Here is a 22124-nt window from a genome sequence, read left to right as displayed (position 1 = left end):
CTAGCGCTGCACCTCCTCGAGGCTGTCGACCGAGGGGCGCCCTACCGGCTGGGTCGCCGCCTTCGGCATCCGCGCCTCGAGCGGGCCGAGCCAAGCCTGGATCTCGACGCCCATGCTCTGCTGAGGCAGCGAGGGCTTGAGGTTGCCCCGCTTCTCCCATCCGTCGATCAGCGCGACCGCCTCGGTCACCGCTTGCCCGAGCGGCTGGGGCTTGCGCAGCGCGCGGTTGATCAGGGCGTCGCCGAAGAAGGTCCAGTCATTCTCCGCGATGCAGCCGAATGAGGAACGGTCGGACGAGGCGGCGCTGACGATCGCGGTCTGCGGGCCTGACAGCACGGGCACGAACACGCCCGAATAGCAGGCGCTGACGATCAGCAGGCGACGATGGATGCCGAATTCGTCGAGCAGCCGCGCGAGCCGGTTGGGCGAGATCGCACCCCAGCCCTCGTTGCCGTCATTGTAGACGATGCCGAACGGCGCGCCGTGGCTGGTGGTGTAGAGGACGAGCACGTCCTCGGCCGGATTCATCGTCTCGGCGATGCGGGCGAGCGCGGCCTCGACATTCTGCGGCGAACCCATGGGGAGCGGGCTGGGGGCGGCGCCGTCGGTGCCGGCGAGGGTGATCGCGCGGCCGGCGGCGTCGTAACGGCGGGCGAGGACCTTGCCCGCCTCGCGCGCCTCACGGCCGAACACCGGATCGCTGTCGAGCGCGACCGAGAGGATATAGGCATCGACCACGCCCTTGCGCTGGGGCGCGAGCGCGGCGAGTGCGCGGGCGAGGCGGCGATGCTCGGCAAGGGCGTGGCGCGCTGGCCGGCCGCGCTCGATCTGGGTGCCGCCATCGGCCTGCTGCACGATCTCGAGCGGGGTCGAGCGGGCGACGGCGGGCGGGGGCGGGGCGGTGTGCTGGGGCGGGGTGTAGGGTTGTTGCTGTTGAGCGGCCGACACCGGGAGGAGTGCGAGCAGGACGGCAAACGGCAGCGACAACGAACGCATCGACTTCCCCCGGAGGTGCTCCGGGAAAGTGAGTGCCGTGCTGGCGATCGTCAAGGCGCGGACCCGGAGGTCCGCGCTTCGATCAATACACGCGCTTCTTCGGCTTGATGTACTCGACCTCGTCGGTGAGCGTGTAGTCGTGGACCGGGCGATAGTCGATCGTGGTCGCGCCGCCCTTGCCGCCCCAGCCTTGGAAGGTGGCCACGGTGTGCTTCATCCAGTTGGCGTCGTCGCGCTCGGGGAAGTCCTCGTGCATGTGCGCGCCGCGGCTTTCCTTGCGGTTCTCGGCGCCCTTGATCGTCACCAGCGCCTGGCCGATCAGATTGTCGAGTTCGAGCGTCTCGATCAGGTCGGTGTTCCAGATCAGCGAGCGGTCGGTGACGTCGATGTCCCCCATCCGCTTGTAGACCTGCTCCATGTGCCGGACGCCCTCGGCGAGCAGCGCGCTGTCGCGGAACACGGCGCAGTGGCGCTGCATCGTCTTCTGCATGTCCTTGCGGATCTCCGCGGTGGGCGAGCCGCCCTTGGCGTTGCGGAAATGGTCGAGGCGGGTGAGCGCGAACTCCTCCGAACCCGCGGGCAGCGGATTGTGCGGGGTGCCGGGCTTGAGCGTCTCCTTGAGGCGCAGGCCGGTGGCGCGGCCGAACACGACGAGGTCGATGAGCGAGTTGGAGCCGAGGCGGTTGGCGCCGTGGACCGACACGCAGGCCGCTTCGCCGACCGCGAACAGGCCGGGGACGACCGCGTCGGGGTTGCCGTCGCGCAGCTGAACGACCTCGCCATGATAATTGGTCGGGATGCCGCCCATGTTGTAGTGGACCGTCGGGACCACCGGCAGCGGCTTCTTGGTCAGGTCGACGCCGGCGAAGATCTTGCCGGTCTCGGTGATGCCGGGCAGGCGCTCGTGCAGCACCTTGGGATCGATATGGTCGAGGTGAAGGAAGATGTGGTCCTTCTCCCTGCCCACCCCGCGGCCCTCGCGGATCTCCATCGCCATCGAGCGCGCGACCACGTCGCGGCTGGCGAGATCCTTGGCCGAGGGGGCGTAGCGCTCCATGAAGCGCTCCCCCTCGGAGTTGGTGAGGTAGCCGCCCTCGCCGCGCGCGCCCTCGGTGATCAGCACGCCCGCGCCGTAGATGCCGGTCGGGTGGAACTGGACGAACTCCATGTCCTGCAGCGCGATGCCCGCACGCAGCGCCATGCCGTTGCCGTCGCCGGTGCAGGTGTGCGCCGACGTGGCCGAGGCATAGACGCGCCCGCCGCCGCCGGTCGCCAGCACCACGGCATGGCTGCGGAAGCGGTGGATCGAGCCGTCTTCCATGCACATGGCGATGACGCCGCGGCACGCCCCGTTCTCCATGATCAGGTCGAGCGCGAAATATTCGACGAAGAAGTCGGCGTCGTACTTCAGGCTCTGCTGGTAGAGCGCATGAAGCATGGCGTGGCCGGTGCGGTCGGCAGCGGCGCAGGTGCGCTGCACCGGCGGGCCCTCGCCCATGTTCTGCATGTGGCCGCCGAACGGGCGCTGGTAGATCGTGCCGTTGTCGTTGCGGCTGAACGGCACGCCGGCATGCTCGAGCTCGATCACCGCAGCAGGTGCCTCGCGCACCATGTACTCGATCGCGTCCTGGTCGCCGAGCCAGTCCGACCCCTTGACGGTGTCGAACATGTGCCAGGTCCAGTGGTCGGGCGAGTTGTTGCCGAGGCTCGCGGCGATGCCGCCCTGCGCGGCGACGGTGTGCGAGCGGGTCGGGAACACCTTGGTGATGCACGCGGTCTTCAAGCCGGCCTCGGCGCAGCCCATCGTCGCGCGCAGGCCCGATCCGCCCGCGCCCACGACCACCGCGTCATAAGTGTGGTCGATGATCTTGTACGCGGCAGACATCAGGCGGCGGCTCCGGTGGCGGCGGTGAGGGCGATCTTGAGGATCGAGAAGATCGCGAAGACGCCGGCGGCGATGGCGAAGAAGTTGAGCAGGACCAGCAGGACGATGCGGGTCTCGTCATGCTGATAGTCCTCGATCACCACCTGCAGGCCGAGGCGGAAATGATAGAAGACGTTGATCACGAGCAGGATCAGCGGCACCGCGGCGAGCGGCGAGGACAGCCAGGCCTGGACGGTCGCATAGCCGAGGTCGGGCAGGCGGACGAGGCTGACGATCAGCCACAGCATGAGCACCAGGTTGGCGCCCGCGGTCATGCGCTGCTGCCACCAGTGGTGCGTGCCCTCATGCGCCGAGCCGAGACCGCGGACGCGGCCGATCGAGGTTCCGTTGCCCATTATTTCGTCTCCACCACGATCGGCGCATTCTCGACCGGCTTGGCGGTCAGATGGCCGTAGCTCAGATATCCCCACAGCGCCGCCGTCAGCAGCACCGAGACCACCATCGTGCCGACGGCGAAGCTCTTGTTCGCCTTGAGCTCGAATGACGCGCCCGCGTCCATCACGAGGTGGCGGATGCCGCTCATCATGTGCTGGAAGAAGCTCAGCGTCAGGCCGATGCCTAGGATGTAGCCGGCGAGGTTGGGCGCGCCCGAGGAATAGGTGAGCAGGTCCATGAAGTCCGCATAGGCCTTCTCGCCCCCCGCCAGCGCGGCGAGCCACCAGAGCAGGACGATCACGCCGACCGTCGCCATGCCGGTGCCGGTGACGCGGTGCAGGATCGAGACCAGCATGTGCGGCCCCCATTTCCACACCTGTAGATGGGGCGAGAGCGGGCGGGTTTCGTTGCGGGCCGATGCCAAGGCGTGGGTTCCCCTGAAGGTTTGCGGCCTAATGAGACAGAGCGGCGGGCGATGCAAGCCGCAAGGCGGGGCGCTGGCTAACCGGGCCTTAACCAATGCCCTTTTACCCTTGGCAACGAGGCTGGGGGTGAGTTGCGTTCAGCCGGGAAGGGGAATGACATCGTGACGCGAGCGCCGACGCCCAAGGACATGCCTGCAGCGGGCGCGATGAGCGCCACGATCGATATCGGGGCGCGGCTGCGCATCTTCGATTTCGACGGTTCGCTCGACCGGCTGAGCCGCGACGTATGGACCCTGCTCGAGCCCGAAATCCGCGCGGTTTCCGAAGCTTACTGGCAGCAATGGCTTCGCTGCTTCGCCGACGAGCGCGACTGGGCGCCCGACGATACGCAGAAGATGATCGACGTCGGCGTGGTGTTCCTGCGCAACCGCTTCCTCGACACGCGCGGGCGCGCCTGGATCGAATCGATCGAGCGATCGGTCTCGGCCGCTTATGCCGCGGACGTCGAGCCGATGGCGCTGCTGTCGATGATCAATGCCAGCGATCGTGCGGCGCTCGAAGTGCTGGTGCGCCGCGTCGATGCCGCGGATACGCGGCTGCCGGCGCTGATCGACACGCTGATGCGCCTCTCCGCGCTGGAGAGCGACATCACCGTCGAAATCTACAATCTCTATCGCGAGCACAGCGCGCAGGTGGCGCGCGACCGGCTCGCCGGCCAGTTCCGTGACTCGATCGGCACGACCGTCGAGCGCGCGTCGAGCGACGGCGAGGCGCTGCGCGCGCAGGCGATGCACACCTCCGCCGCGGCTCGCGGGATGCTGGGCAAGGCGAGCGAGGTCGCGGCGGCGGCGGAGCAGTCGGCGGTGGCGATGCGCGAGGCGGCGCATACCGCAGCCGGCCTGATCCGCGCGATCGAGGATGCGCGTTCCGAGGTCGAGGCGGCCGCGGGGATCGCCACGCGCGCCTCGGCGCAGGCGGGCGAGGCGGTGGCGATGAGCGAGATGCTCTCCGATCACGCCAAGTCGATCGAGTCGATCCTGGGCCTGATCCGCGACATCGCCGGGCAGACCAACCTCTTGGCGCTCAACGCGACGATCGAGGCGGCGCGGGCGGGCGATGCCGGGCGCGGCTTCGCGGTGGTGGCGCAGGAAGTGAAGAGCCTCGCCAACCAGACCGCGCGGGCGACCGACGACATCGCCGCCAAGATCGCCGCGATCCAGTCGGCGACCAAGGGCACGGTCGACACCAATGCTTCGATCCGCGACACCGTGCTCGAGGTGCAAGCCAGCGCCGACCGCATCCGCACCGCGATGGAGATCCAGGCGCAGACCGTCACCGCGATCACCGCTGCGGTCGACGAAACCGCGCTCGCTGCCGACTCGATGTCCGCCACCATCGGCGCCATCCGCGAGGACACCGAGGCCGTGGCGAGCGAGATCGATCGCGTCGGCCAGGGCTTCGCCTCGCTCGACGGGCAGCTCGGCACCCTCAAGAACAGCGCGGGCGAGTTCGTCGCAAAAGTCGCTGCATAACGGGAGAGAATGATGGCCGCAGCGAAGGAGCTCGGCCAGTGGAGCGGCCGCGCGCGCCCCATTGGCGAACGAATCCGGGACTATGACTGGGACGGCGCGATCGCGCCGGGCTGCGCCGACATCGCGACGCTGATCGGCGACGATTTCGAGACGGTCTCGCAGGCCTTCTGGGACCATTATCTCTCGCTCGAGGCGACCGCGCATGTGCGCGACTATTTCACCGGCCAGCGGATGCGCGACCAAGTCCGCGCCAGCGCCGACTATATGGCCTGCAAGTTCAAGCGCCCGTTCGACGAGGCGTGGCTGAAGATGGCGGCGAAGCATGCCGACGATGCGCATCGCGCGCGGATCCCGCTCTCGGCGCTGCTCTCGGCGTTCGCTTATGCGCATACCCGCACGCACGACATCATCCGCGAGCGGCTGAGCGACGATCCCGTCCGCTTCGGGCGCCTCGTCGACATCGCGCAGCGCATGTCGCTGCTCGAAGCGGACTTCATGGCATCGCAGCTCGGCGCGCGCGATGCCGAGCTGGCGCGCAGCGAACGGCAGGCACGGTCCGAGCAGTTCCGCGGCGAGATCGCCGGGACGATCGACCTGACCACCGCGCTCGGCGCCAAGGTGCGCGAGCAGGCGCGCGGCGCGGCGGATTCGACTCGCGGGATGCTGGGCAAGGCTTCGGAGGTCGCGGCGGCGGCGGAGCAGTCGGCGGTGGCGATGCGCGAGGCCGCGCATACTGCAGCCGGCCTGATCCGCGCGATCGAGGATGCGCGTTCCGAGGTCGAGGCGGCCGCGGGGATCGCCACGCGCGCCTCGGCGCAGGCGGGCGAGGCGGTGGCGATGAGCGAGATGCTCTCCGATCACGCCAAGTCGATCGAGTCGATCCTCGGCCTGATCCGCGACATCGCCGGGCAGACCAACCTGTTGGCGCTCAACGCGACGATCGAGGCGGCGCGCGCAGGCGATGCCGGGCGCGGCTTCGCGGTGGTGGCGCAGGAAGTGAAGAGCCTCGCCAACCAGACCGCGCGGGCGACCGACGACATCGCCGCCAAGATCGCCGCGATCCAGTCGGCGACCAAGGGCACGGTCGACACCAATGCCTCGATCCGCGACACCGTGCTCGAGGTGCAGGCCAGCGCCGACCGCATCCGCACCGCGATGGAGATCCAGGCGCAGACCGTCACCGCGATCACCGCTGCGGTCGACGAAACCGCGCTCGCCGCCGACTCGATGTCCGCCACCATCGGCGCCATCCGCGAGGACACCAAGAGCGTCGCCGGTGAGATCGACACGCTTCAGCACGAGTTCGGCGCGATCGACGAGCGACTCAACCAGCTGAGCGACGCCGCCGGCAGCTTCTCGGCCTCGGTCGCGGCATAGGCGGACCGTCTCGACTTCGCCCGATCCGGGCGGGTAGAGGACGGGGATGACGATCCATATCCTGGTCACCGGCGCCAGCCGCGGCATCGGCGCGGCGATCCTCAAGGCGATCGACCTTCCGACCGTGAAGGCGGTGGGGCAGGGGACGCGCAGCGGGCTGCCGGCCGACTTCACCGATCCCGCCGCGCCGCGCGCGCTGTGGGACGCGGCGCTGGACGTGCTCGACGGGCGGATCGACGTATTGGTCAACAATGCCGGCATCTTCGAGGCGGCGCCGGTCGATCTCGACGAGGACGACTGGCTCGATGCCTGGGAGCGGACGATGCGGATCAACCTAACCGCCGCAGCGCAGCTCTCGCGGCTCGCGGTGCGGCACTGGCAGGCGCGCGGCAGCGGGGGACGCATCGTCAATATCGCCAGCCGCGCCGCCTATCGCGGCGACAGCCCGGCGCACTGGCATTATGCCGCCTCCAAGGCGGGGATGGTCGGCATGACCAAGAGCATCGCCCGCGGCTTCGCGCGCGAGGGCATCCTCGCCTTCGCGATCTGTCCCGGCTTCACCATGACCGGGATGGCCGAGGACTATATGGCGAGCAGGGGTGGCGACAAATTGCTCGCCGACATCCCGCTTGGCCGTGTCGCGATGCCCGAGGAGGTCGCGACGATGGCGCGTTTCTGCGCGCTCGAGGCGCCCGCCTCGATGACCGGCGCGGTGCTCGACGTGAACGGCGCGAGCTACGTGCGATGAGCAGCTGGAAGGTCACGCTCCCCTGCACCCGCGACGAGGCTGAGGCGATCGATTTCGAGGGCACCGAGCTGCTCGGCATCGATCCCGCGCCGGTGCTGCTGACCAGCGAGACGATCCCCGATGACCCGCTTGCCTGGCAGCTCGAAGCCTTTTTCGAGGCCAAGCCGGGCAAGGCCGAGATCGCCGCGTTGCGCACGCTGGTGCCGAGCGCGGGCAAGGCCAAGCCAGTGGTCGAGAAGCTGTCCGACGAAGACTGGGTGACGCTGAGCCAGGCGGGGATCGAGCCGGTCCATGCCGGCCGCTTCTATGTCCACACCGCGAGCAACAAGGGCGAGGTGCCGGAGGGCGCCAAGACCTTCCGAATCGAGGCCGGGCGCGCTTTCGGCACCGGGACGCACGAGACGACCAGCGGCTGCCTGCTCACGCTCGACGCGATGCGCGCACGCGGTGAGGTGGTGCGCAACCTGCTCGATGTCGGCACCGGCACCGGGTTGCTCGCCTTCGCCGCGATGCATCTGTGGCCGCGCGCCTATGCCACGGCATCGGACATCGATCCGGTGGCGGTCGAGGTGACGGCGGAGAATGCCGCGGCGAACGGCATCGCGCTGGGCGACGGCGCGGGGCAGCTCGCGCTCGCCGCGGCGCCGGGACTCGAGCATCCGCTGCTGATCGGCCGGGCGCCCTATGACCTGATCATCGCCAACGTCCTTGCCGGGCCGCTGATCGAGCTGGCGCCGAGCATCGCCGCGGCGCTCGCGCCAGGCGGGACGCTGGTGCTCGCAGGGCTGCTCGACACCCAGGCCGAGCGCGTCGCGCACGCCTATCGCCGCCAGGGCCTGCGGCTCGCCGGGCGGGTTCCGATGGGCGACTGGCCGGCGTTGCGGCTGCGCAAGCGCGCGCGTTACGGCTGGGACCGAGTGTCGCGGCCGGGTCCGGACGGGGTCGGCCTCGCCCCCGGTTTCGGGAGCTGGTGACGGCGACGCAACCGGATCGTTTCGGCGGCGTTCAGGCACATCGCATACAATTTGCGACAATGTTTTGATGGACGCGCGCGCCGCCGCTGCCCAGTTTTGGAGCCATGATGAACCGTCCGCCGATCCTGCTGGCGCTGATCGCGGTGCCGCTCGCGGGTTGCACCGTCGGTCCGGAGTACCGGCCAAGGGGCGCGTCCGAGCTCGGCGTGCCGGCCGCTTATTCGGTCGAGGCACGCCAGCAGGCGCAGGAGGACCTGCGTCAATGGTGGACCGCGTTCAACGATCCGCTGCTGACGCGGCTGGTCGAGCAGGCGGCGACGCAGAATCTGGACGTCGCGCAGGCGGTGGTGCGGCTGCGCCAGGCGCGCGAGGCGCTGGTCCAGTCGCGCGCGTCGCTGCTGCCGAGCGTGAGCGCGGGCGGCAGCGCGTCGCGGAGCGAGCCGATCCGGGGCGCGACGACGACCACGACCTTGCCCGACGGCACCGTCACCACCGTATCGCAAGGCGGCAATTCGAGCTTCTCGCTGGGCGTGGACGTCAATTATCAGGCCGACCTGTTCGGCGGCGTGCGCCGCGGCGTCGAGGCGAGCCGCGCGCAGCTCGAGGCGAGCGGCTATGACTATGCGACGGTGCTGATCTCGATCCAGGGCGAGATCGCACGCAACTATATCCTCGCGCGGGCGGCGCAGGCGCAGCTCGCCAATGCGCGCGACAGCCTCGCCATCCAGGACGACAATCTCGAGATCGCCGGCTTCCGCGTGCAAGCCGGGCTCGTCTCCTCGCTCGACCAGGAGCAGGCGCGCGCCAGCCGGGCGCAGACCGCGGCGTCGGTCCCGTCGATCGAGGCAAGCTACAACAGCGCGGTGTCGCGGCTCGGCGTGCTCACCGGCCGGGCGCCGGGCGCGCTCAAAAGCGAGATGGAGGCGGTGCGCCCTGTGCCGCAGGGTCCCGCGGCGATCGCGGTCGGCATCCCCGCCGACACGCTGCGCCAGCGCCCCGACGTGCGCGCGGCCGAGCGCAACCTCGCCGCCGCGGTGGCGCAGATCGGTGTGGCGGAGGCGCAGCTCTATCCTTCGCTGTCCCTCGGCGGGAGCATCGACGCGGGCGCGTCGAACCTCGGCAGCATCTTCGACGTGATCACCGGCCGGGTCTTCGCGAACATCGCGCAGACGATCTTCGACGCCGGCCGCACGCGCTCGCAGGTGCGCTCGGCGCAGGCCGCGGCGGACGGCGCGTTCGTTGCCTACAAGCAGACCGTGCTCGCCGCGCTCGAGGATGTCGAGAATGCGATCGTCGCGCTCCAGACCGCGCAGCGCCGCGAGCGCGAGTTCACGATCGCGCTCGACGCCGCGAACAACAGCGCGATCCTCTCGCGCAGCTCGTACCGCGCCGGGCTCGCCGATTTCCTGACCTTGAGCCAGAGCGAGGCGTCGCTGATCTCGGCGCGCAACGGCCTGCTCCAGGCGCGCTCGGACCAGGCCTCGGCGCTGATCCAGCTCTATCTCGCGCTCGGCGGCGGCTGGGATGCCGGCGCCGTGCCCACCCCGCAGCGCGTCCCCGCGCCCGCGACCCTTTCCACGACCGGACGAAACTGATGGCCGATGCGAACCCCAGCCCCAAGCTCGACGAATTCCTCGGCGGCAAGGTGACGCCGCCCTGGCAGCGCTATCTCAAATGGGTGGCGCTGGCGCTGGTGGTGATCGCGGTGGTCTTCGGCCTGTGGCGCTATTTCGGGACCAGCGAGACGGGCGGCTATGCGACACAGAAGGTGCAGCGCGGCGCGCTCACCGTCACCGTCTCGGCGACGGGCAAGCTTGCGCCGACCAACCAGGTGCAGGTCGGTTCCGAGCTGTCCGGCCTGATCACCAAGGTGCTGGTCGACGTGAACGACCGCGTGACCGCGGGCCAGCCGCTGGCGCTGATCGACCAGTCGCGCTTGAACGACACGATCCAGCAGGGCGAGGCGTCGGTCGCCGCGGCGCAGGCCACGGTCGCGCAGAACCAGGCGACCTTGACAGAGGCGCGCAGCCAACTCGCCCGGTTCGAGGAGGTGAGCCGCTTGTCGGGCGGGCGCGTGCCGGCCAAGACCGAGATGGACAATGCCCGCGCCGCGGTCGCGCGGGCGGTGGCAACGGTGCGCGCGAGCCAGGCGCAGGTCGTCTCGCAGCAGGCGGCGCTGCGCTCCAACGTCACCCAGCGCGACAAGGCGGTGATCCGCTCGCCCGTCAACGGCGTGGTGCTCGCGCGGCAGGTCGAGCCGGGCCAGACCGTCGCGGCTTCGTTCAACACCCCGACCCTGTTCGTGATTGCCGAGGATCTCGGCGCGATGGAACTTCAGGTCGCGATCGACGAGGCCGATGTCGGACAGGTCAAGGACGGGCAGAAGGCGAACTTCACCGTCGACGCCTTCCCCGGCGAGACCTTCCCGGCGACGATCCAGCGCGTCGACGTCGGCTCCAACCTGTCGGCGCAGAGCACCAGCTCGTCCTCGACCAGCACGTCGAGCGCCACCGGGCAGGTCGTGTCCTATGCCGCGATCCTGAGCGTCGCCAATGCCCAGCAGAAATTGCGCCCGGGCATGACCGCGACCGCGGAGATCGTGACCTTGCAGAAGAACGACGTGCTGCTCGTTCCCAACGCGGCGCTGCGCTTCACCCCCACCGACGGCAACGCGCAGCAGGCGGGCGGCGGCGGCATGGCTGGGGCGCTGGTGCCGCGGCGCGGCCGGCGTGGCCAAACGGCGGAGAAGTCGGCGACGATCACGCGTGGCGCGCGCCAGACCGTCTATGTGAAGGGTTCGGACGGTCAGCCCCAGGCGATTCAGGTCACCACCGGCGACACCAACGGCCAGGTGACCGAGATATTGTCGGGCGGCCTCAAGGAAGGGATGGAGGTCATCACCGGCCAATATGCGGGCGAATCCTCGGGTTCGGGCCAGCGCAAGTCGGGCGGCGGCCAGCGGCGCCAGGGTGGCGGCGGAGGCAATTCGGGTGGCTGACGCCGATCCGATCATCCGCCTGCGCGGCGTCACCAAGACCTATGGCGAGGGCCCGACCGCCTTCCAGGCGCTGAAGGGAGTCGATCTCGACATCCGGCAGGGCGATTTCGTCGCGGTGATGGGCCCGTCGGGCTCGGGCAAGTCGACGACGATGAACATCCTCGGCTGCCTCGACGTGCCCACCGCGGGCGAGTTTACCTTCAAGGGCGTGCATATCGAGAAGCTCGACCGCGACCAGCGCGCGCTGGTGCGACGGAAGTATCTCGGCTTCGTGTTCCAGGGATTCAACCTGCTCAGCCGCACCAGCGCGCTCGAGAATGTCGAGCTGCCCCTGCTCTATCGCGGTGAGGACCGGAAGGTGCGCCACGAGCTCGGCATGGCCGCGCTCGACAAGGTGGGCCTGAAGGACTGGTGGGACCATACCCCCGCCGAGCTGTCGGGCGGCCAGCAGCAGCGCGTCGCGATCGCCCGCGCGATCGTCACCAGCCCCGCGGTGCTGCTCGCCGACGAGCCGACGGGCAACCTCGATTCCGAACGCTCGGTCGAGATCATGGAGCTGCTCACCAGCCTCAACCAGGACAGCGGCATCACCGTGCTGATGGTCACGCACGAGCCCGACATGGCGGCCTTCGCGCACACCATCGTCCACTTCAAGGACGGGCTGGTCGAGCGGATCGATGCGGGCAACGGGAAGGTTCCGGCCTGATGCTCGGCACCACGCTCACCCTCGCGATCCGTTCGATCCTGCGCCACAAGCTCAGGTCGTTCCTGACCACGCTCGGCATCATCATCGGCGTGGCCGCGGTGGTGGCGATGGTCACGCTCGGCAAGGCGACCACGGCCGCAGTGCAGCAGCAGATCGCCAGCCTCGGCACCAACATCCTCCAGGTTCGCCCCGGCCAAGGCTTCGGCCGCGGCGGCGGCGGCCCGCGTCCGCCCGATTTCGAGGAGCAGGACGTCGAGGCGGTGAAGGAGCAGGTCGCGGGGGTCACCGCGGTCGCGCCGCAAGCCCAGGCGACCGCGACCGCGATCCACGAGGGCGCCAACTGGTCGACGACGATCAACGGCACCACCAACGATTTCTTCAAGGTCCAGCCCTGGCCGCTGACCGCCGGCCGCACCTTCTCCCCGGCGGAGGAGGCGGCGGGCAAGTCGGTGTGCATCATCGGCAATACGGTGCGCCAGAACCTGTTCCGCGGCGAGCGCGCGGTCGGGGCGCGGATTCGCGTCAACAACGTCTCGTGCGACGTGATCGGCACGCTTTCGACCCGCGGGCAGGCGGGCTTCGGCGGCGACCAGGACGACGTCATCATCATGCCGATCAAGACGGTGCAGCGCCGCTTCACCGGCAATCGCGACATCCGCCTGATGCTGGTCGGCGTCGACCAGGCCTATGACAGCCAGCAGGTCCAGTCCGCGCTCACCGACCTGCTGCGCGAGCGGCGGCGGCTGGAGGCGGGCGCGGAGGACAATTTCAACATCTTCGACACCGCGCAGATCAGCGCGACGCTGACCGGCACGACCACCTTGCTCACCCAGATCGTCGCCGCGGTCGCCGCGATCAGCCTGATCGTCGGCGGCATCGGGATCATGAACATCATGCTGGTGTCGGTGACCGAGCGCACGCGCGAGATCGGCATCCGCCTCGCCATCGGCGCGATCGCGAGCGAGGTGCTGATGCAGTTCCTGGTCGAGGCGATCGTGCTGTCGATGCTGGGCGGCGTGGTCGGGCTGCTGCTGGCGCAGGTCGCGGTCGGGATCCTGACGCCGCTGATGCAGGTGCCGTGGACGTTCGACCTGCAGATCAACGTCATCGCCTTCCTCATCGCCGCGGCGATCGGGGTGGTGTTCGGCTTCTTCCCGGCGCGGCGCGCGGCGAGCCTCAACCCGATCGACGCGCTGCGGCACGAATAGGCGCGGCGCGCGGCTAGCCGTGGATCAGCCGGTCCAGATCCTCGACCGTGTCGATATCGACCAGCTCGGCGGGTGAGGTCACGACATGATGACCGTGCCTGACCAGCTGGCGTGCGCCCATGTCGCCCTCGGCGCGGAGCAGCTCGTCATAGTGACTGCACCCGAACAGCACCGGCGGGCGCGGGACTTCGCCATCGCTCGACGCCACGATCGCGTCGGGTCCCTCGGCCCGGTCGAGCAGGCGGTAGATGTGCGTGGCGGTGACCTTGGGCATGTCGGCGAGCGCGATCAGGACGGCGTCGGCACCGCTCTCGCACGCCGCTTCGACTCCCAGCCGCAGCGAGCGGCTCATCCCCGCCGCGGGGTCGTCATTATGGACGATGCGATAGCCGCACCCGGCAAGGTCCAGCTTGGTCTCCGACACCACCGCGATCCGCTCGCGGAAGGGTACCGCCTCGAGCGCCACCACGACGTGCAGTCCCACCGGGCGGCCGAGATAGAGCTGGATCAGCTTGTCGCCGCCGAACCGCTCGGACCGGCCAGCCGCGAGCAGCACGAGCGCCACGCGTTCAGCCTGGATCATGGAGCTTCCTCACCTTGACGTGCCTCAATGCTGTCATCCGAATCGACTAGCCGATCCGAGCGTTTCGAAGGAGATAGGGCGATGGCGGGCATGTGGCGAGCGGCGCTTGCGATGATTATTGTCGCGGCTCCCGCCGCTGCAAAGGATGCGATCATGCCAGCCGCCAAACCGATCGTCATCGCCCACCGCGGCGCCAGCGGCGAACGGCCCGAGCATACGCTGGCCGCCTACACCCTCGCGATCGAGCAGGGCGCCGACTTCATCGAGCCCGACCTGGTGATGACCAGGGACGGCGAACTCGTCGCGCGGCACGAGAACAACATCGCCGAGACGACCGACGTCGCCTCGCGCGCCGAGTTCAGGGACCGCAAGGCGACCAAGACGATCGACGGCGTCAAATATACCGGCTGGTTCACCGAGGATTTCACCCTGGCCGAGCTCAAGACGCTGCGGGCAAAGGAGCGGCTGCCGATGCTCCGCCGCGGCAACACCCGATATGACGGCCAGTTCGAGGTGCCGACGCTGCGCGAGGTGATCGCGCTGGCCAAGTCCGCCGCGGCGACGCGGGGGCGCCCGGTGGGCATCTATCCCGAGACCAAGCATCCGAGCTATTTCGCCTCGATCGGCCTGCCGATGGAGGCGAAGCTGCTCGCCGAGCTCAAGGCGGCGGGCTGGGATCGCGCCGACGCGCCGGTGTTCATCCAGTCGTTCGAGGTGAACAACCTCAAGGCCCTCCACAAGCAGACCAAAATCCGGCTGATCCAGCTGCTCGACGCCGAAGGCGGTCCCGCGGACGAGGCTCGGTCGAGCTATGCGGCGATGATCACGTCCGCGGGCCTCAAGGAAATCGCGACCTATGCCGCGGGGATCGGACCGAACAAGTCGCTGGTGGTGAAGAACGACGGCACCGTCACGCCACTGGTCGCCGATGCGCATGCCGCGGGGCTCCGGGTCCATCCCTGGACCTTCCGCGCCGAGAATTTCTTCCTTCCCGCGGGATTGCGCTCGGGCATCAATCCCGCCGGACATGGGCGGCTGGAGGAAGAGATTTCACGCCATCTCGCCGCAGGGGTGGATGGTTTCTTCACCGATTATCCTTATCACGGGGTTCAGGCACGCGATCGGCATTCCCGCTGATCCACCGGGAGACAGGCGCGATGCGCAAGGGTTTTGTGTTGGGCGTCGCGGCGCTGCCGCTGCTGGCGGGGGGCTGCATCGCCAAGACCGCGTTCGACGTCGTCACGCTGCCGGTCAAGGCGGCGGGACAGACCGCCGACTGGGCGACCACCAGCCAGGACGAAGCCGACCGCAACGCCGGGCGCAAGCTGCGCAAGCAGGAGGCCCGCGAAGGCCGCGAGCGCAAGAAGCACGAAGAGGCGTGCCGCAAGGACCCCGACAATTGCGGCCCCTATCAGGGCTATCGCGCTGGCGATCCCGAGGGGGACGAGGACTAAGAAGCTACAATTCCTCTCCCTCCCGGGGGAGGAATATTTCCTAGGATCAGCTAGCGTCGCGTCCCAGCGTCTCGGCGATGGCGCGCAGCACCTCGGGCTTCATCTGCACCCACAGGTGGCTGCTGCGGACTTCGATCGACCGCGCCCCATGCGCGGCATCCTCGCCCCCTTCCTCGTGGCAGACCTCGCCATTGACCAGCCCGTCGGTGCGGCTCCAGATCGCCGTGGCCGGGACGGGAAGGGGCGTCGCCGCTTCCTCCAGGAACGCGCGCACCGCGGGATCGTCGGCGCGCTGGCCCGAGACCAGCTCGAACACGCGCCAGACATTGGTCGCGGTAGGCAGGCCGGCGAAGGGCGAGCTCACGGTGATCACCTCGCGCACCAGCTCGGGATGGCGGTGCGCCGCGACGCGGGCCATGATCCCGCCCAGGCTCACCCCGACCAGTGTCACCTTCTCGCCGGTCTCCGCATGGATCGCGGCGATGCGTTCGAACAGCCGCTCGCCCTCGGTGCCGATCGCGCGCGGCCCGAAATTGCGCCCCAGCTCCCAGCGATAGGCGCGATAGCCGAGCGCATCGAGATAGCGGCGCATCACGATGTTGGAGAGGTCGCTGTTGACCAGGCCCGGCAGCGTCAGCACGGGCCGCCCGTCGCCGCGCGGCGCCTGCATGAGCTCTGGCCAGGCGAAGGGCAGCGAGCCGAGGCTCCACGCCGCGCGGGGCCATTCGGCGAACAGCGCCGTCTTGGGCGGGGCCTTTGCGTCGAGATTCAGAGCCATCGCATCACCGTCATCGGAAATGGGGTCCAGATTCCCATTTTCACCCCCGCCGCGCGGAATGCTTCGCCGGTCCAGGCGTTGCAGGTGCGCACCGCGCTGTAGGTGCCGGTCCCCTCGTAGAAGGCGTCGTAGCTGCCATAGCCCGGATAATGCGCCGCGCGTCCGTCCGTTCCGGTACGGAAGCTCGCGCGGATGAAGGCGGCGAGGCGGCGATATTCCTCGGGCCGGAGCACGATCGCGCGGACGTTGGGGCCCTCGCTCGGCTCGGGGATGAAGTCGACATGCATCAGCGTGTCACGGCTGCCGACCGCGGCCTTGAGCACCCGGCCCGGGCGCAGCTCGGACCAGGTCGGCGTGTTGAGATAGAAGTCGCGGTCGCCCCAGCCGAAGCTGCGCCAGCCATGGCCGGCGAAGCGCGGGTCGCGCAGGTCCTCGCCGCGCACCAGCCCGCTCCAATCCACCCCCGCCGCGCGCACCGGCAGGACGATGCCGGTATGGATGCCATTGTCCTCGACATAGATGCGGATGCCCTGCGCAGGCTCTTGCCATCCGCCGTTTGCCGGAACCAGCCCGCCGATCCATCCCGCGCCGCCATAGCCGAGCAGCAGCACGGCCACCGCCGCCAAGCCGCGCAACAGCCAGCGCAGCGTCCTTCTTGCCCGATGTCCCCGCGTGTTTCCGTCCATGCGACGCGCATGTTATGAGGAGCGCATGACAAGTGAAACCCATGTCCTCGACCGCCCGCCCGAGGGTGCGGCGGCCGACTGGACGATTCCGCAGGACTGGAATGCCTTCACGGCCGAGGAACATGCCGTGTGGGACACGCTGTTCGAGCGCCAGATCAAGCTGCTGCCCGGCCGGGCGTCCAAGGCCTACCTTCATGGTCTCGAGCTGCTCAAGCTGTCCGAATCGGGCATCCCCAATTTCGAGGAGCTGTCGGAACGGCTGATGAAGCTCACCGGCTGGCAGGTGGTCGCCGTGCCGGGCCTGGTGCCCGACGAGGTGTTCTTCGACCATATGGCCAATCGCCGTTTCGTCGCGGGGAACTTCATCCGCCGGCCCGACCAGCTCGACTATCTCCAGGAACCCGACGTGTTTCACGACGTGTTCGGCCATGTCCCGATGCTCGCCGACCCGGTGTTCGCCGACTATATGGAGGCCTATGGCCGCGGCGGGCAGCGCGCGATGGAGTTCGGCGCGCTCAAGCAGCTCTCGCGCCTCTACTGGTACACGGTCGAGTTCGGCCTGATCGAGGAGGCCGAGGGGCTGCGCATCTACGGCTCGGGCATCGTATCGAGCTTCGGCGAAAGCCGCTTCGCGCTCGACAGCGACAGCCCCAACCGCATCGGCTTCGACTTGAAGCGGGTGATGCGCACGGAGTATCGCATCGACGATTTCCAGCAGAACTATTTCGTCATCCCGAGCTTCGAGGAACTGCTCCGCGTCACCGTCGAGAGCGACTTCGCGCCGCTCTACGCCGAGATCCTGGCACAGCCCGACATCCCGATCGCCGAGATCGTCGAGGGTGACCGGGTGATCACGCGCGGAACGCAGGAATATGCCCGGTCGAAAGCTTGATCCTCGGTTGCCCTGACCTCCTGCTGATCGCTAGCATCCAGTCGGGGGAGGATTCGACGATGGCTGGAATTGGACAGGGGCGTCGGGCCTTGCTGACGACGGCGGGAGGACTGGTGATGGCGGGATTCTTCGACAAGTTGCTTGGCCGTGGCGCCACGGCCAATGCCAAGATAGCAAAGGGCAACAGCTATCCTTCGAAGCTGCCTGACGCGGCGATCGACGCGGTCTTCGCCCGCGCGGAGGAAGAGCTTCGCCTCAAGACCGCGGCGCATGACGGCAGTTGGCGCGCTGGCGAGAGCAGCTGGGAGGTCGATCTGGAGGCGGGGGTCATCACCTTCCGCAACCCGCAAGGCTGGGTGATCACCGCGCCGGTGCAGCTTGTCGGCACGCTGGTGCCCGACAAGGGCACCTGGCTGTGGGGGTGGGACCATCCTTCCGCGCCGGAGCTCGCCCGCGCGCATGCGAAGCTGGTCCACGCCTTCGGCACGACGCAGGGTCTCGCGGCACTGACCACACGCCAGATCGAGGCGACCGAGGAGGACGCGTGGAGCTTCACCGCGCTCGCTGCGCACCTTGCCGGCGCGAATGGCGCCTATCGCGGGCCGGCCGGACCGGCGATGGTATTCATGACGTTCGGCGAAATCGAGATCGCCAAACCATAAGGTCGTTTCGGCAACGGCGTTGCCCTTTCCAAGCCCGGAAACTACAGCTCGCGCCCGAAAGGAGACGCGATGACCGGCGAGATCTACCCCGTTCCCGCGGAATGGGCACGGAACGCGCGTTACGATGCGGCGGGCTATGAGCGGCTCTACGGGCGCTCGCTGGCCGATCCGGGCAGCTTCTGGCTCGAACAGGCCAAGCGGCTCGATTGGATCAAGCGGCCGGAACTGGCCGGCGACTGGTCGTTCGACGAGGCGGATTTCCGGATCAACTGGTTCGCCGACGGCAAGCTCAACGTCGCCGCCAACTGCATCGACCGCCACCTGGCGAGCCGCGGCGGCGATATCGCGATCATCTGGGAGCCCGACGATCCCGCCGAGGAACCGCGCCGCTTCACCTATCTCGAGCTGCACCAGCAGGTCTGCCGCTTCGCCAATGTGCTGAAGGCGAAGGGCGTCGCGCGCGGCGACCGCGTCACCATCTACATGCCGATGATCCCCGAGGCGGCGTTCGCGATCCTCGCCTGCGCGCGGATCGGCGCGATCCACTCGGTGGTGTTCGGCGGCTTCTCGCCCGAGGCGCTGGCCGGGCGCATCACCGATTGCGATTCCACCGTGGTCGTCACCGCCGACGAGGGGCGGCGCGGCGGCAAGCGCATCGCGCTCAAGGCCAATGTCGACGAGGCCGCGAAGCGCGCGCCCGCGCTCGAGACGGTGATCGTGGTCAAGGCGACCGGCGGCGACGTGGCGATGACCGAAGGCCGCGACGTCTGGTATCACGAGGCGGCGGCGAGCGTCTCCGCCGACTGCCCGGCCGAGGCGATGAACGCCGAGGACCCGCTGTTCATCCTCTACACCTCGGGTTCGACCGGCAAGCCCAAGGGCGTGCTCCACAGCAGCGGCGGCTATCTGCTGTGGGCGAGCCTGACGCACGAATTGTGCTTCGACTATCGCCCCGGCGACGTGTGGTGGTGCGCGGCCGACATCGGCTGGGTCACCGGGCACAGCTACATCCTCTACGGCCCGCTCGCGAACGGCGCGACGACGCTGATGTACGAGGGTCTGCCCAACTGGCCCGACGCCAGCCGTATCTGGCAGGTCGTCGACCGCCACGACGTCCACACCATCTTCACCGCGCCGACCGCGCTGCGCGCGCTGATGAAGGACGGCGACGAGTTCGTCGCCAAGACCTCGCGCAAGTCGCTGAAGCTGCTCGGCACCGTCGGCGAGCCGATCAATCCCGAGGCGTGGCGCTGGTATCACGAGGTGGTGGGCGAGGGCCGCTGCCCGATCATCGACACCTGGTGGCAGACCGAGACCGGCGGCGCGATGATCGCGCCGATGCCGGGCGCGACCAACCTGAAGCCCGGCTCCGCGACCAAGCCGATGCCCGGCGTCGACCCGCAGCTGGTCGACAGCGAGGGCGCGGTGCTTCCGGGCGCGACCGAGGGCAACCTCGTCATCGCGCGCAGCTGGCCGGGGCAGATGCGCACCGTGTGGGGCGATCACGAGCGCTTCTTCCAGACCTATTTCACCACCTATCCGGGGAAGTACTTCACCGGCGACGGCTGCCGTCGCGACGAGGACGGCTATTACTGGATCACCGGCCGCGTCGACGACGTGATCAACGTCTCCGGCCACCGCATGGGCACCGCCGAGGTCGAGAGCGCACTGGTGCTCCATCCCAAGGTCGCCGAGGCGGCGGTGGTCGGCATGCCGCACGACGTGAAGGGGCAGGGCATCTACGCCTATGTCACGCTCAACGCCGGCGAAACGGCGGACGATGCGCTGCGTGCCGAGCTGGTGAAGTGGGTGCGCACCGAGATCGGCCCGATCGCGACGCCCGACGCGGTGCAGTTCGCCCCGGGCCTGCCCAAGACGCGCTCTGGCAAGATCATGCGCCGCATCCTGCGCAAGATCGCCGAGGGCGACGTGTCGTCGCTCGGCGATACGTCGACGCTCGCCGATCCGGCGGTGGTCGACGATCTGGTCGCGAACCGGGTTTCCTGACCCGCCATCGCAGACATGAAAAAGGGCGCGGGGCGTGATCCCCGCGCCCTGTTTCCGTCGTGCCGTTCCTCAGACCGGCTTGGTCTCGAGATCCGGACGCATGCCCGCCGCCTGGTTCTCGGCCAGTTCCGGCTCGCCAGCCAGGTCCCGGTCGTCCTTCAGCGTGTCGAGGTGCATCCAGCGCTTCACGAGCGGGCTGAGCACCAGCACGCCCACGCCCACGCCGATCGCGATCCAGCCGAACAGGTCGTAGATGTCGAGCAGCCCGTCCTTGGTCATCTGCCCGTCATGGCCGCCGGTCGCCTCGCCGATCTTGCCCGCGACGAAATTGCCGACCGCGGTCATGTAGAACCACGCGCCCATGATGAGCGAGGCGAGGAACTTGGGCGCGAGCCGGTTCATTGCCGACAGGCCGACGGGCGAGAGGCAGAGCTCCGCGGTGGTCGCGAAGAAATAATAGGCGAAGACCAGGAACACCGGGGTCATCGCCGCGATGCCCCAGGCGTGCGCGCCCCACACCAGCACGAGGTTGGCGAAGCCCATCTGCAGCAGGGCGAGGCCGAACTTGGCCGGCGCCGACGGCTCCAGCCCGCGCTTGCCGAGGAACTGCCACAGCCCCGCGAACAGCGGCGCGAGCAGGATGATGTAGATCGGGTTGATCGACTGGAAGATGCCCGCCGGCACCCCGCCGCGGTCGACGAACTCGTCGGTGAACAGGTTCATCGATCCGCCCGCCTGCTCGAACAGGCCCCAGAAGATCGGGTTCAGGGAGATCAGGAACAGGATCGCGAACATGCGCTCGCGCGGTTCCTTGGGCAGCTTGAAGCTCTCGTAGAGGACGTAGCCGAGCAGCGCGACGCCGGAGATGGCGAGCAGCGTCTGGATCACGTCCTGATACTGGACCAGCGCCCAGATCACCGCGATCGAGGCGAAGCCCACCCCATAGAGCACCCATTCGCGCGAGCGCGACAGCGGCGCCGGCGCCTCGCCCGCGCCGTGGAGCGAGGCCTTGCCGAGGACGAACACGATCAGGCCCGCGAGCATGCCGATGCCGGCGAGGCCGAAGCCGAAGCCCCAGCCGATCGTCTGCCCGAGATAGGCGACCAGGATGGTGCCGAGCGCGGCGCCCACGTTGATGCCCATGTAGAAGATCGTATAGGCCGCGTCGCGGCGCGTGTCGGTCAGGTTGTAGAGCTGGCCGACCATCACCGAGATGTTGGCCTTCAGGAAGCCCGAGCCGACGATGATGAAGGCGAGCGCGAGCCAGAAGACGTTGATCGTCGGGTCATTCTGCCCGCCGGTGCCCTCGACCGCCATCAGCGTATGCCCCGCTGCGAGCAGCAGGCCGCCGAACACCACCGCCTTGCGCTGGCCGAGATAGCGGTCGGCGAGGTAGCCGCCGAGCACGGGGGTGATGTAGACCAGCGAGGTATAGGCGCCGTAGATCAGGTTCGACTTGCCGTCCGAGAACAGCCAGTGCTGGGTCAGGTAGAAGATCAGGATCGCGCGCATGCCGTAGTAGGAGAAGCGCTCCCACATCTCGGCGAAGAACAGCATGTAGAGGCCCTTGGGATGGCCCGCGAATTCCGGCTTCTTGCTGGCGGCGATCAGCGCGCCCCCGGCGAGGAAGGCGAAGAGCAGGACCGTGGCGATCACGGCGATCCACTCGGCCTCCGCCCATAAGCTCATGTCTTTGAATTGCGGCAAGGCTTGACCCCTTATCTAATGCCATGCGGCGCCGCCCTCCCGAACGGCGCATAGAGATAAGGGAACCCTAG

The 22124-nt window shown here is 68.7% G+C and carries 21 protein-coding genes; 13 read left to right on the top strand and 8 right to left on the bottom strand.

Annotated features, from left to right (window positions below):
- The 4 genes from ACO227_RS01195 to sdhC form a co-directional block, all read right to left on the bottom strand.
- A complete protein-coding gene (locus ACO227_RS01195) occupies window positions 1–996 on the bottom strand; it encodes a C13 family peptidase (RefSeq protein WP_423604611.1) in 996 nt (331 codons plus the stop codon).
- Window positions 997–1078: 82 nt separating this feature from the next.
- Window positions 1079–2881 (bottom strand): succinate dehydrogenase flavoprotein subunit, encoded by a 1803-nt coding sequence (gene sdhA / locus ACO227_RS01190; RefSeq protein WP_423604610.1) that lies wholly within the window; start codon window positions 2879–2881, stop codon window positions 1079–1081.
- Window positions 2881–3276 carry a succinate dehydrogenase, hydrophobic membrane anchor protein gene (gene sdhD, locus ACO227_RS01185; protein WP_423604609.1) on the bottom strand — a complete coding sequence of 132 codons (396 nt, stop codon included), beginning with the start codon at window positions 3274–3276 and terminating at the stop codon, window positions 2881–2883. The genes sdhA and sdhD overlap by 1 nt, the downstream gene beginning before the upstream one ends.
- On the bottom strand, window positions 3276–3740 hold the full coding sequence (sdhC, locus tag ACO227_RS01180; protein ID WP_423604607.1) for a succinate dehydrogenase, cytochrome b556 subunit: 465 nt from the start codon (window positions 3738–3740) through the stop codon (window positions 3276–3278). The genes sdhD and sdhC overlap by 1 nt, the downstream gene beginning before the upstream one ends.
- Before the next feature lie 189 nt (window positions 3741–3929).
- On the opposite strand from sdhC, the gene ACO227_RS01175 reads away from it, so the two are divergent.
- The 8 genes from ACO227_RS01175 (at window position 3930) to ACO227_RS01140 (ending at window position 13284) form a co-directional block, all read left to right on the top strand.
- Complete coding sequence (locus ACO227_RS01175; protein WP_423607417.1) at window positions 3930–5273, top strand: methyl-accepting chemotaxis protein; 1344 nt, start codon at window positions 3930–3932, stop codon at window positions 5271–5273.
- Window positions 5274–5285: 12 nt separating this feature from the next.
- Window positions 5286–6650 carry a methyl-accepting chemotaxis protein gene (locus ACO227_RS01170; RefSeq protein WP_423604605.1) on the top strand — a complete coding sequence of 455 codons (1365 nt, stop codon included), beginning with the start codon at window positions 5286–5288 and terminating at the stop codon, window positions 6648–6650.
- A gap of 46 nt (window positions 6651–6696) precedes the next feature.
- Window positions 6697–7398, top strand: a complete 702-nt coding sequence (locus tag ACO227_RS01165; protein ID WP_423604604.1) for an SDR family NAD(P)-dependent oxidoreductase — start codon at window positions 6697–6699, stop codon at window positions 7396–7398.
- Window positions 7395–8372, top strand: coding sequence for a 50S ribosomal protein L11 methyltransferase (locus ACO227_RS01160; protein WP_423604602.1), 978 nt, complete (start codon window positions 7395–7397; stop codon window positions 8370–8372). The genes ACO227_RS01165 and ACO227_RS01160 overlap by 4 nt, the downstream gene beginning before the upstream one ends.
- A gap of 104 nt (window positions 8373–8476) precedes the next feature.
- Complete coding sequence (locus ACO227_RS01155) at window positions 8477–9967, top strand: efflux transporter outer membrane subunit (RefSeq protein WP_423604600.1); 1491 nt, start codon at window positions 8477–8479, stop codon at window positions 9965–9967.
- Window positions 9967–11370 (top strand): efflux RND transporter periplasmic adaptor subunit, encoded by a 1404-nt coding sequence (locus ACO227_RS01150; RefSeq protein WP_423604598.1) that lies wholly within the window; start codon window positions 9967–9969, stop codon window positions 11368–11370. The genes ACO227_RS01155 and ACO227_RS01150 overlap by 1 nt, the downstream gene beginning before the upstream one ends.
- Window positions 11282–12076, top strand: a complete 795-nt coding sequence (locus tag ACO227_RS01145) for an ABC transporter ATP-binding protein (protein ID WP_423604597.1) — start codon at window positions 11282–11284, stop codon at window positions 12074–12076. The genes ACO227_RS01150 and ACO227_RS01145 overlap by 89 nt, the downstream gene beginning before the upstream one ends.
- Complete coding sequence (locus ACO227_RS01140) at window positions 12076–13284, top strand: ABC transporter permease (protein ID WP_423604595.1); 1209 nt, start codon at window positions 12076–12078, stop codon at window positions 13282–13284. The genes ACO227_RS01145 and ACO227_RS01140 overlap by 1 nt, the downstream gene beginning before the upstream one ends.
- 13 nt (window positions 13285–13297) lie before the next feature.
- On the opposite strand, the gene ACO227_RS01135 is transcribed toward ACO227_RS01140, so the two are convergent.
- Window positions 13298–13867: a nucleotidyltransferase family protein gene (locus tag ACO227_RS01135; protein WP_423604594.1), complete on the bottom strand. Its 570-nt coding sequence runs from the start codon at window positions 13865–13867 to the stop codon at window positions 13298–13300.
- Between the two features lie 111 nt (window positions 13868–13978).
- Here ACO227_RS01135 and ACO227_RS01130 point away from each other — a divergent pair, with 111 nt between their 5' ends.
- Both ACO227_RS01130 and ACO227_RS01125 read left to right on the top strand, forming a co-directional pair.
- Entirely contained in the window at window positions 13979–15004 is a 1026-nt protein-coding gene (locus tag ACO227_RS01130) for a glycerophosphodiester phosphodiesterase (protein ID WP_423607416.1), read from the top strand.
- 20 nt (window positions 15005–15024) lie between these two features.
- Window positions 15025–15321: a hypothetical protein gene (locus ACO227_RS01125; RefSeq protein ID WP_423604592.1), complete on the top strand. Its 297-nt coding sequence runs from the start codon at window positions 15025–15027 to the stop codon at window positions 15319–15321.
- A gap of 46 nt (window positions 15322–15367) precedes the next feature.
- Here the strand turns inward: ACO227_RS01125 and ACO227_RS01120 are convergent, their stop codons facing one another.
- Together ACO227_RS01120 and ACO227_RS01115 are read right to left on the bottom strand one after the other, a co-directional pair.
- On the bottom strand, window positions 15368–16099 hold the full coding sequence (locus tag ACO227_RS01120; RefSeq protein ID WP_423604590.1) for an alpha/beta fold hydrolase: 732 nt from the start codon (window positions 16097–16099) through the stop codon (window positions 15368–15370).
- The gene (locus tag ACO227_RS01115; RefSeq protein ID WP_423604589.1) at window positions 16090–16785 is read right to left on the bottom strand and encodes a TIGR02117 family protein; all 696 of its coding nucleotides are present in this window, start codon (window positions 16783–16785) and stop codon (window positions 16090–16092) included. The genes ACO227_RS01120 and ACO227_RS01115 overlap by 10 nt, the downstream gene beginning before the upstream one ends.
- Before the next feature lie 25 nt (window positions 16786–16810).
- On the opposite strand from ACO227_RS01115, the gene phhA reads away from it, so the two are divergent.
- The 3 genes from phhA to acs all read left to right on the top strand — a co-directional run bounded on the left by phhA (window position 16811) and on the right by acs (window position 20346).
- On the top strand, window positions 16811–17677 hold the full coding sequence (phhA, locus tag ACO227_RS01110; protein ID WP_423604587.1) for a phenylalanine 4-monooxygenase: 867 nt from the start codon (window positions 16811–16813) through the stop codon (window positions 17675–17677).
- Window positions 17678–17793: 116 nt separating this feature from the next.
- Window positions 17794–18339 carry a DUF6882 domain-containing protein gene (locus ACO227_RS01105; RefSeq protein WP_423604585.1) on the top strand — a complete coding sequence of 182 codons (546 nt, stop codon included), beginning with the start codon at window positions 17794–17796 and terminating at the stop codon, window positions 18337–18339.
- A 69-nt stretch (window positions 18340–18408) separates the two neighbouring features.
- A complete protein-coding gene (acs, locus tag ACO227_RS01100; RefSeq protein WP_423604583.1) occupies window positions 18409–20346 on the top strand; it encodes an acetate--CoA ligase in 1938 nt (645 codons plus the stop codon).
- Window positions 20347–20415: 69 nt separating this feature from the next.
- Here the strand turns inward: acs and ACO227_RS01095 are convergent, their stop codons facing one another.
- Window positions 20416–22035 carry a peptide MFS transporter gene (locus ACO227_RS01095; RefSeq protein WP_423604581.1) on the bottom strand — a complete coding sequence of 540 codons (1620 nt, stop codon included), beginning with the start codon at window positions 22033–22035 and terminating at the stop codon, window positions 20416–20418.
- Window positions 22036–22124: the final 89 nt, after the last annotated feature.

It is taken from the genome of Sphingomonas sp. MS122 (genome assembly GCF_049532975.1).
In the GTDB taxonomy this organism is placed as follows: domain Bacteria; phylum Pseudomonadota; class Alphaproteobacteria; order Sphingomonadales; family Sphingomonadaceae; genus Sphingomonas.
The sequence above is the reverse complement of the archived record's forward strand: the minus strand, read 5'-3'. Positions and strand labels throughout refer to the sequence as shown.

What these genes read in the sequence shown, in the direction of transcription:
- ACO227_RS01195 (WP_423604611.1), bottom strand. Translation starts at nt 996, where the DNA reads ATGCGTTCGTTGTCGCTGCCGTTTGCCGTCCTGCTCGCACTCCTCCCG.
- sdhA (WP_423604610.1), bottom strand. Translation starts at nt 2,881, where the DNA reads ATGTCTGCCGCGTACAAGATCATCGACCACACTTATGACGCGGTGGTC.
- sdhD (WP_423604609.1), bottom strand. Translation starts at nt 3,276, where the DNA reads ATGGGCAACGGAACCTCGATCGGCCGCGTCCGCGGTCTCGGCTCGGCG.
- ACO227_RS01175 (WP_423607417.1), top strand. Translation starts at nt 3,930, where the DNA reads ATGCCTGCAGCGGGCGCGATGAGCGCCACGATCGATATCGGGGCGCGG.
- ACO227_RS01170 (WP_423604605.1), top strand. Translation starts at nt 5,286, where the DNA reads ATGGCCGCAGCGAAGGAGCTCGGCCAGTGGAGCGGCCGCGCGCGCCCC.
- ACO227_RS01165 (WP_423604604.1), top strand. Translation starts at nt 6,697, where the DNA reads ATGACGATCCATATCCTGGTCACCGGCGCCAGCCGCGGCATCGGCGCG.
- ACO227_RS01160 (WP_423604602.1), top strand. Translation starts at nt 7,395, where the DNA reads ATGAGCAGCTGGAAGGTCACGCTCCCCTGCACCCGCGACGAGGCTGAG.
- ACO227_RS01155 (WP_423604600.1), top strand. Translation starts at nt 8,477, where the DNA reads ATGATGAACCGTCCGCCGATCCTGCTGGCGCTGATCGCGGTGCCGCTC.
- ACO227_RS01150 (WP_423604598.1), top strand. Translation starts at nt 9,967, where the DNA reads ATGGCCGATGCGAACCCCAGCCCCAAGCTCGACGAATTCCTCGGCGGC.
- ACO227_RS01145 (WP_423604597.1), top strand. Translation starts at nt 11,282, where the DNA reads ATGCGGGCGAATCCTCGGGTTCGGGCCAGCGCAAGTCGGGCGGCGGCC.
- ACO227_RS01140 (WP_423604595.1), top strand. Translation starts at nt 12,076, where the DNA reads ATGCTCGGCACCACGCTCACCCTCGCGATCCGTTCGATCCTGCGCCAC.
- ACO227_RS01135 (WP_423604594.1), bottom strand. Translation starts at nt 13,867, where the DNA reads ATGATCCAGGCTGAACGCGTGGCGCTCGTGCTGCTCGCGGCTGGCCGG.
- ACO227_RS01130 (WP_423607416.1), top strand. Translation starts at nt 13,979, where the DNA reads ATGATTATTGTCGCGGCTCCCGCCGCTGCAAAGGATGCGATCATGCCA.
- ACO227_RS01125 (WP_423604592.1), top strand. Translation starts at nt 15,025, where the DNA reads ATGCGCAAGGGTTTTGTGTTGGGCGTCGCGGCGCTGCCGCTGCTGGCG.
- ACO227_RS01120 (WP_423604590.1), bottom strand. Translation starts at nt 16,099, where the DNA reads ATGGCTCTGAATCTCGACGCAAAGGCCCCGCCCAAGACGGCGCTGTTC.
- ACO227_RS01115 (WP_423604589.1), bottom strand. Translation starts at nt 16,785, where the DNA reads ATGGACGGAAACACGCGGGGACATCGGGCAAGAAGGACGCTGCGCTGG.
- phhA (WP_423604587.1), top strand. Translation starts at nt 16,811, where the DNA reads ATGACAAGTGAAACCCATGTCCTCGACCGCCCGCCCGAGGGTGCGGCG.
- ACO227_RS01105 (WP_423604585.1), top strand. Translation starts at nt 17,794, where the DNA reads ATGGCGGGATTCTTCGACAAGTTGCTTGGCCGTGGCGCCACGGCCAAT.
- acs (WP_423604583.1), top strand. Translation starts at nt 18,409, where the DNA reads ATGACCGGCGAGATCTACCCCGTTCCCGCGGAATGGGCACGGAACGCG.
- ACO227_RS01095 (WP_423604581.1), bottom strand. Translation starts at nt 22,035, where the DNA reads ATGAGCTTATGGGCGGAGGCCGAGTGGATCGCCGTGATCGCCACGGTC.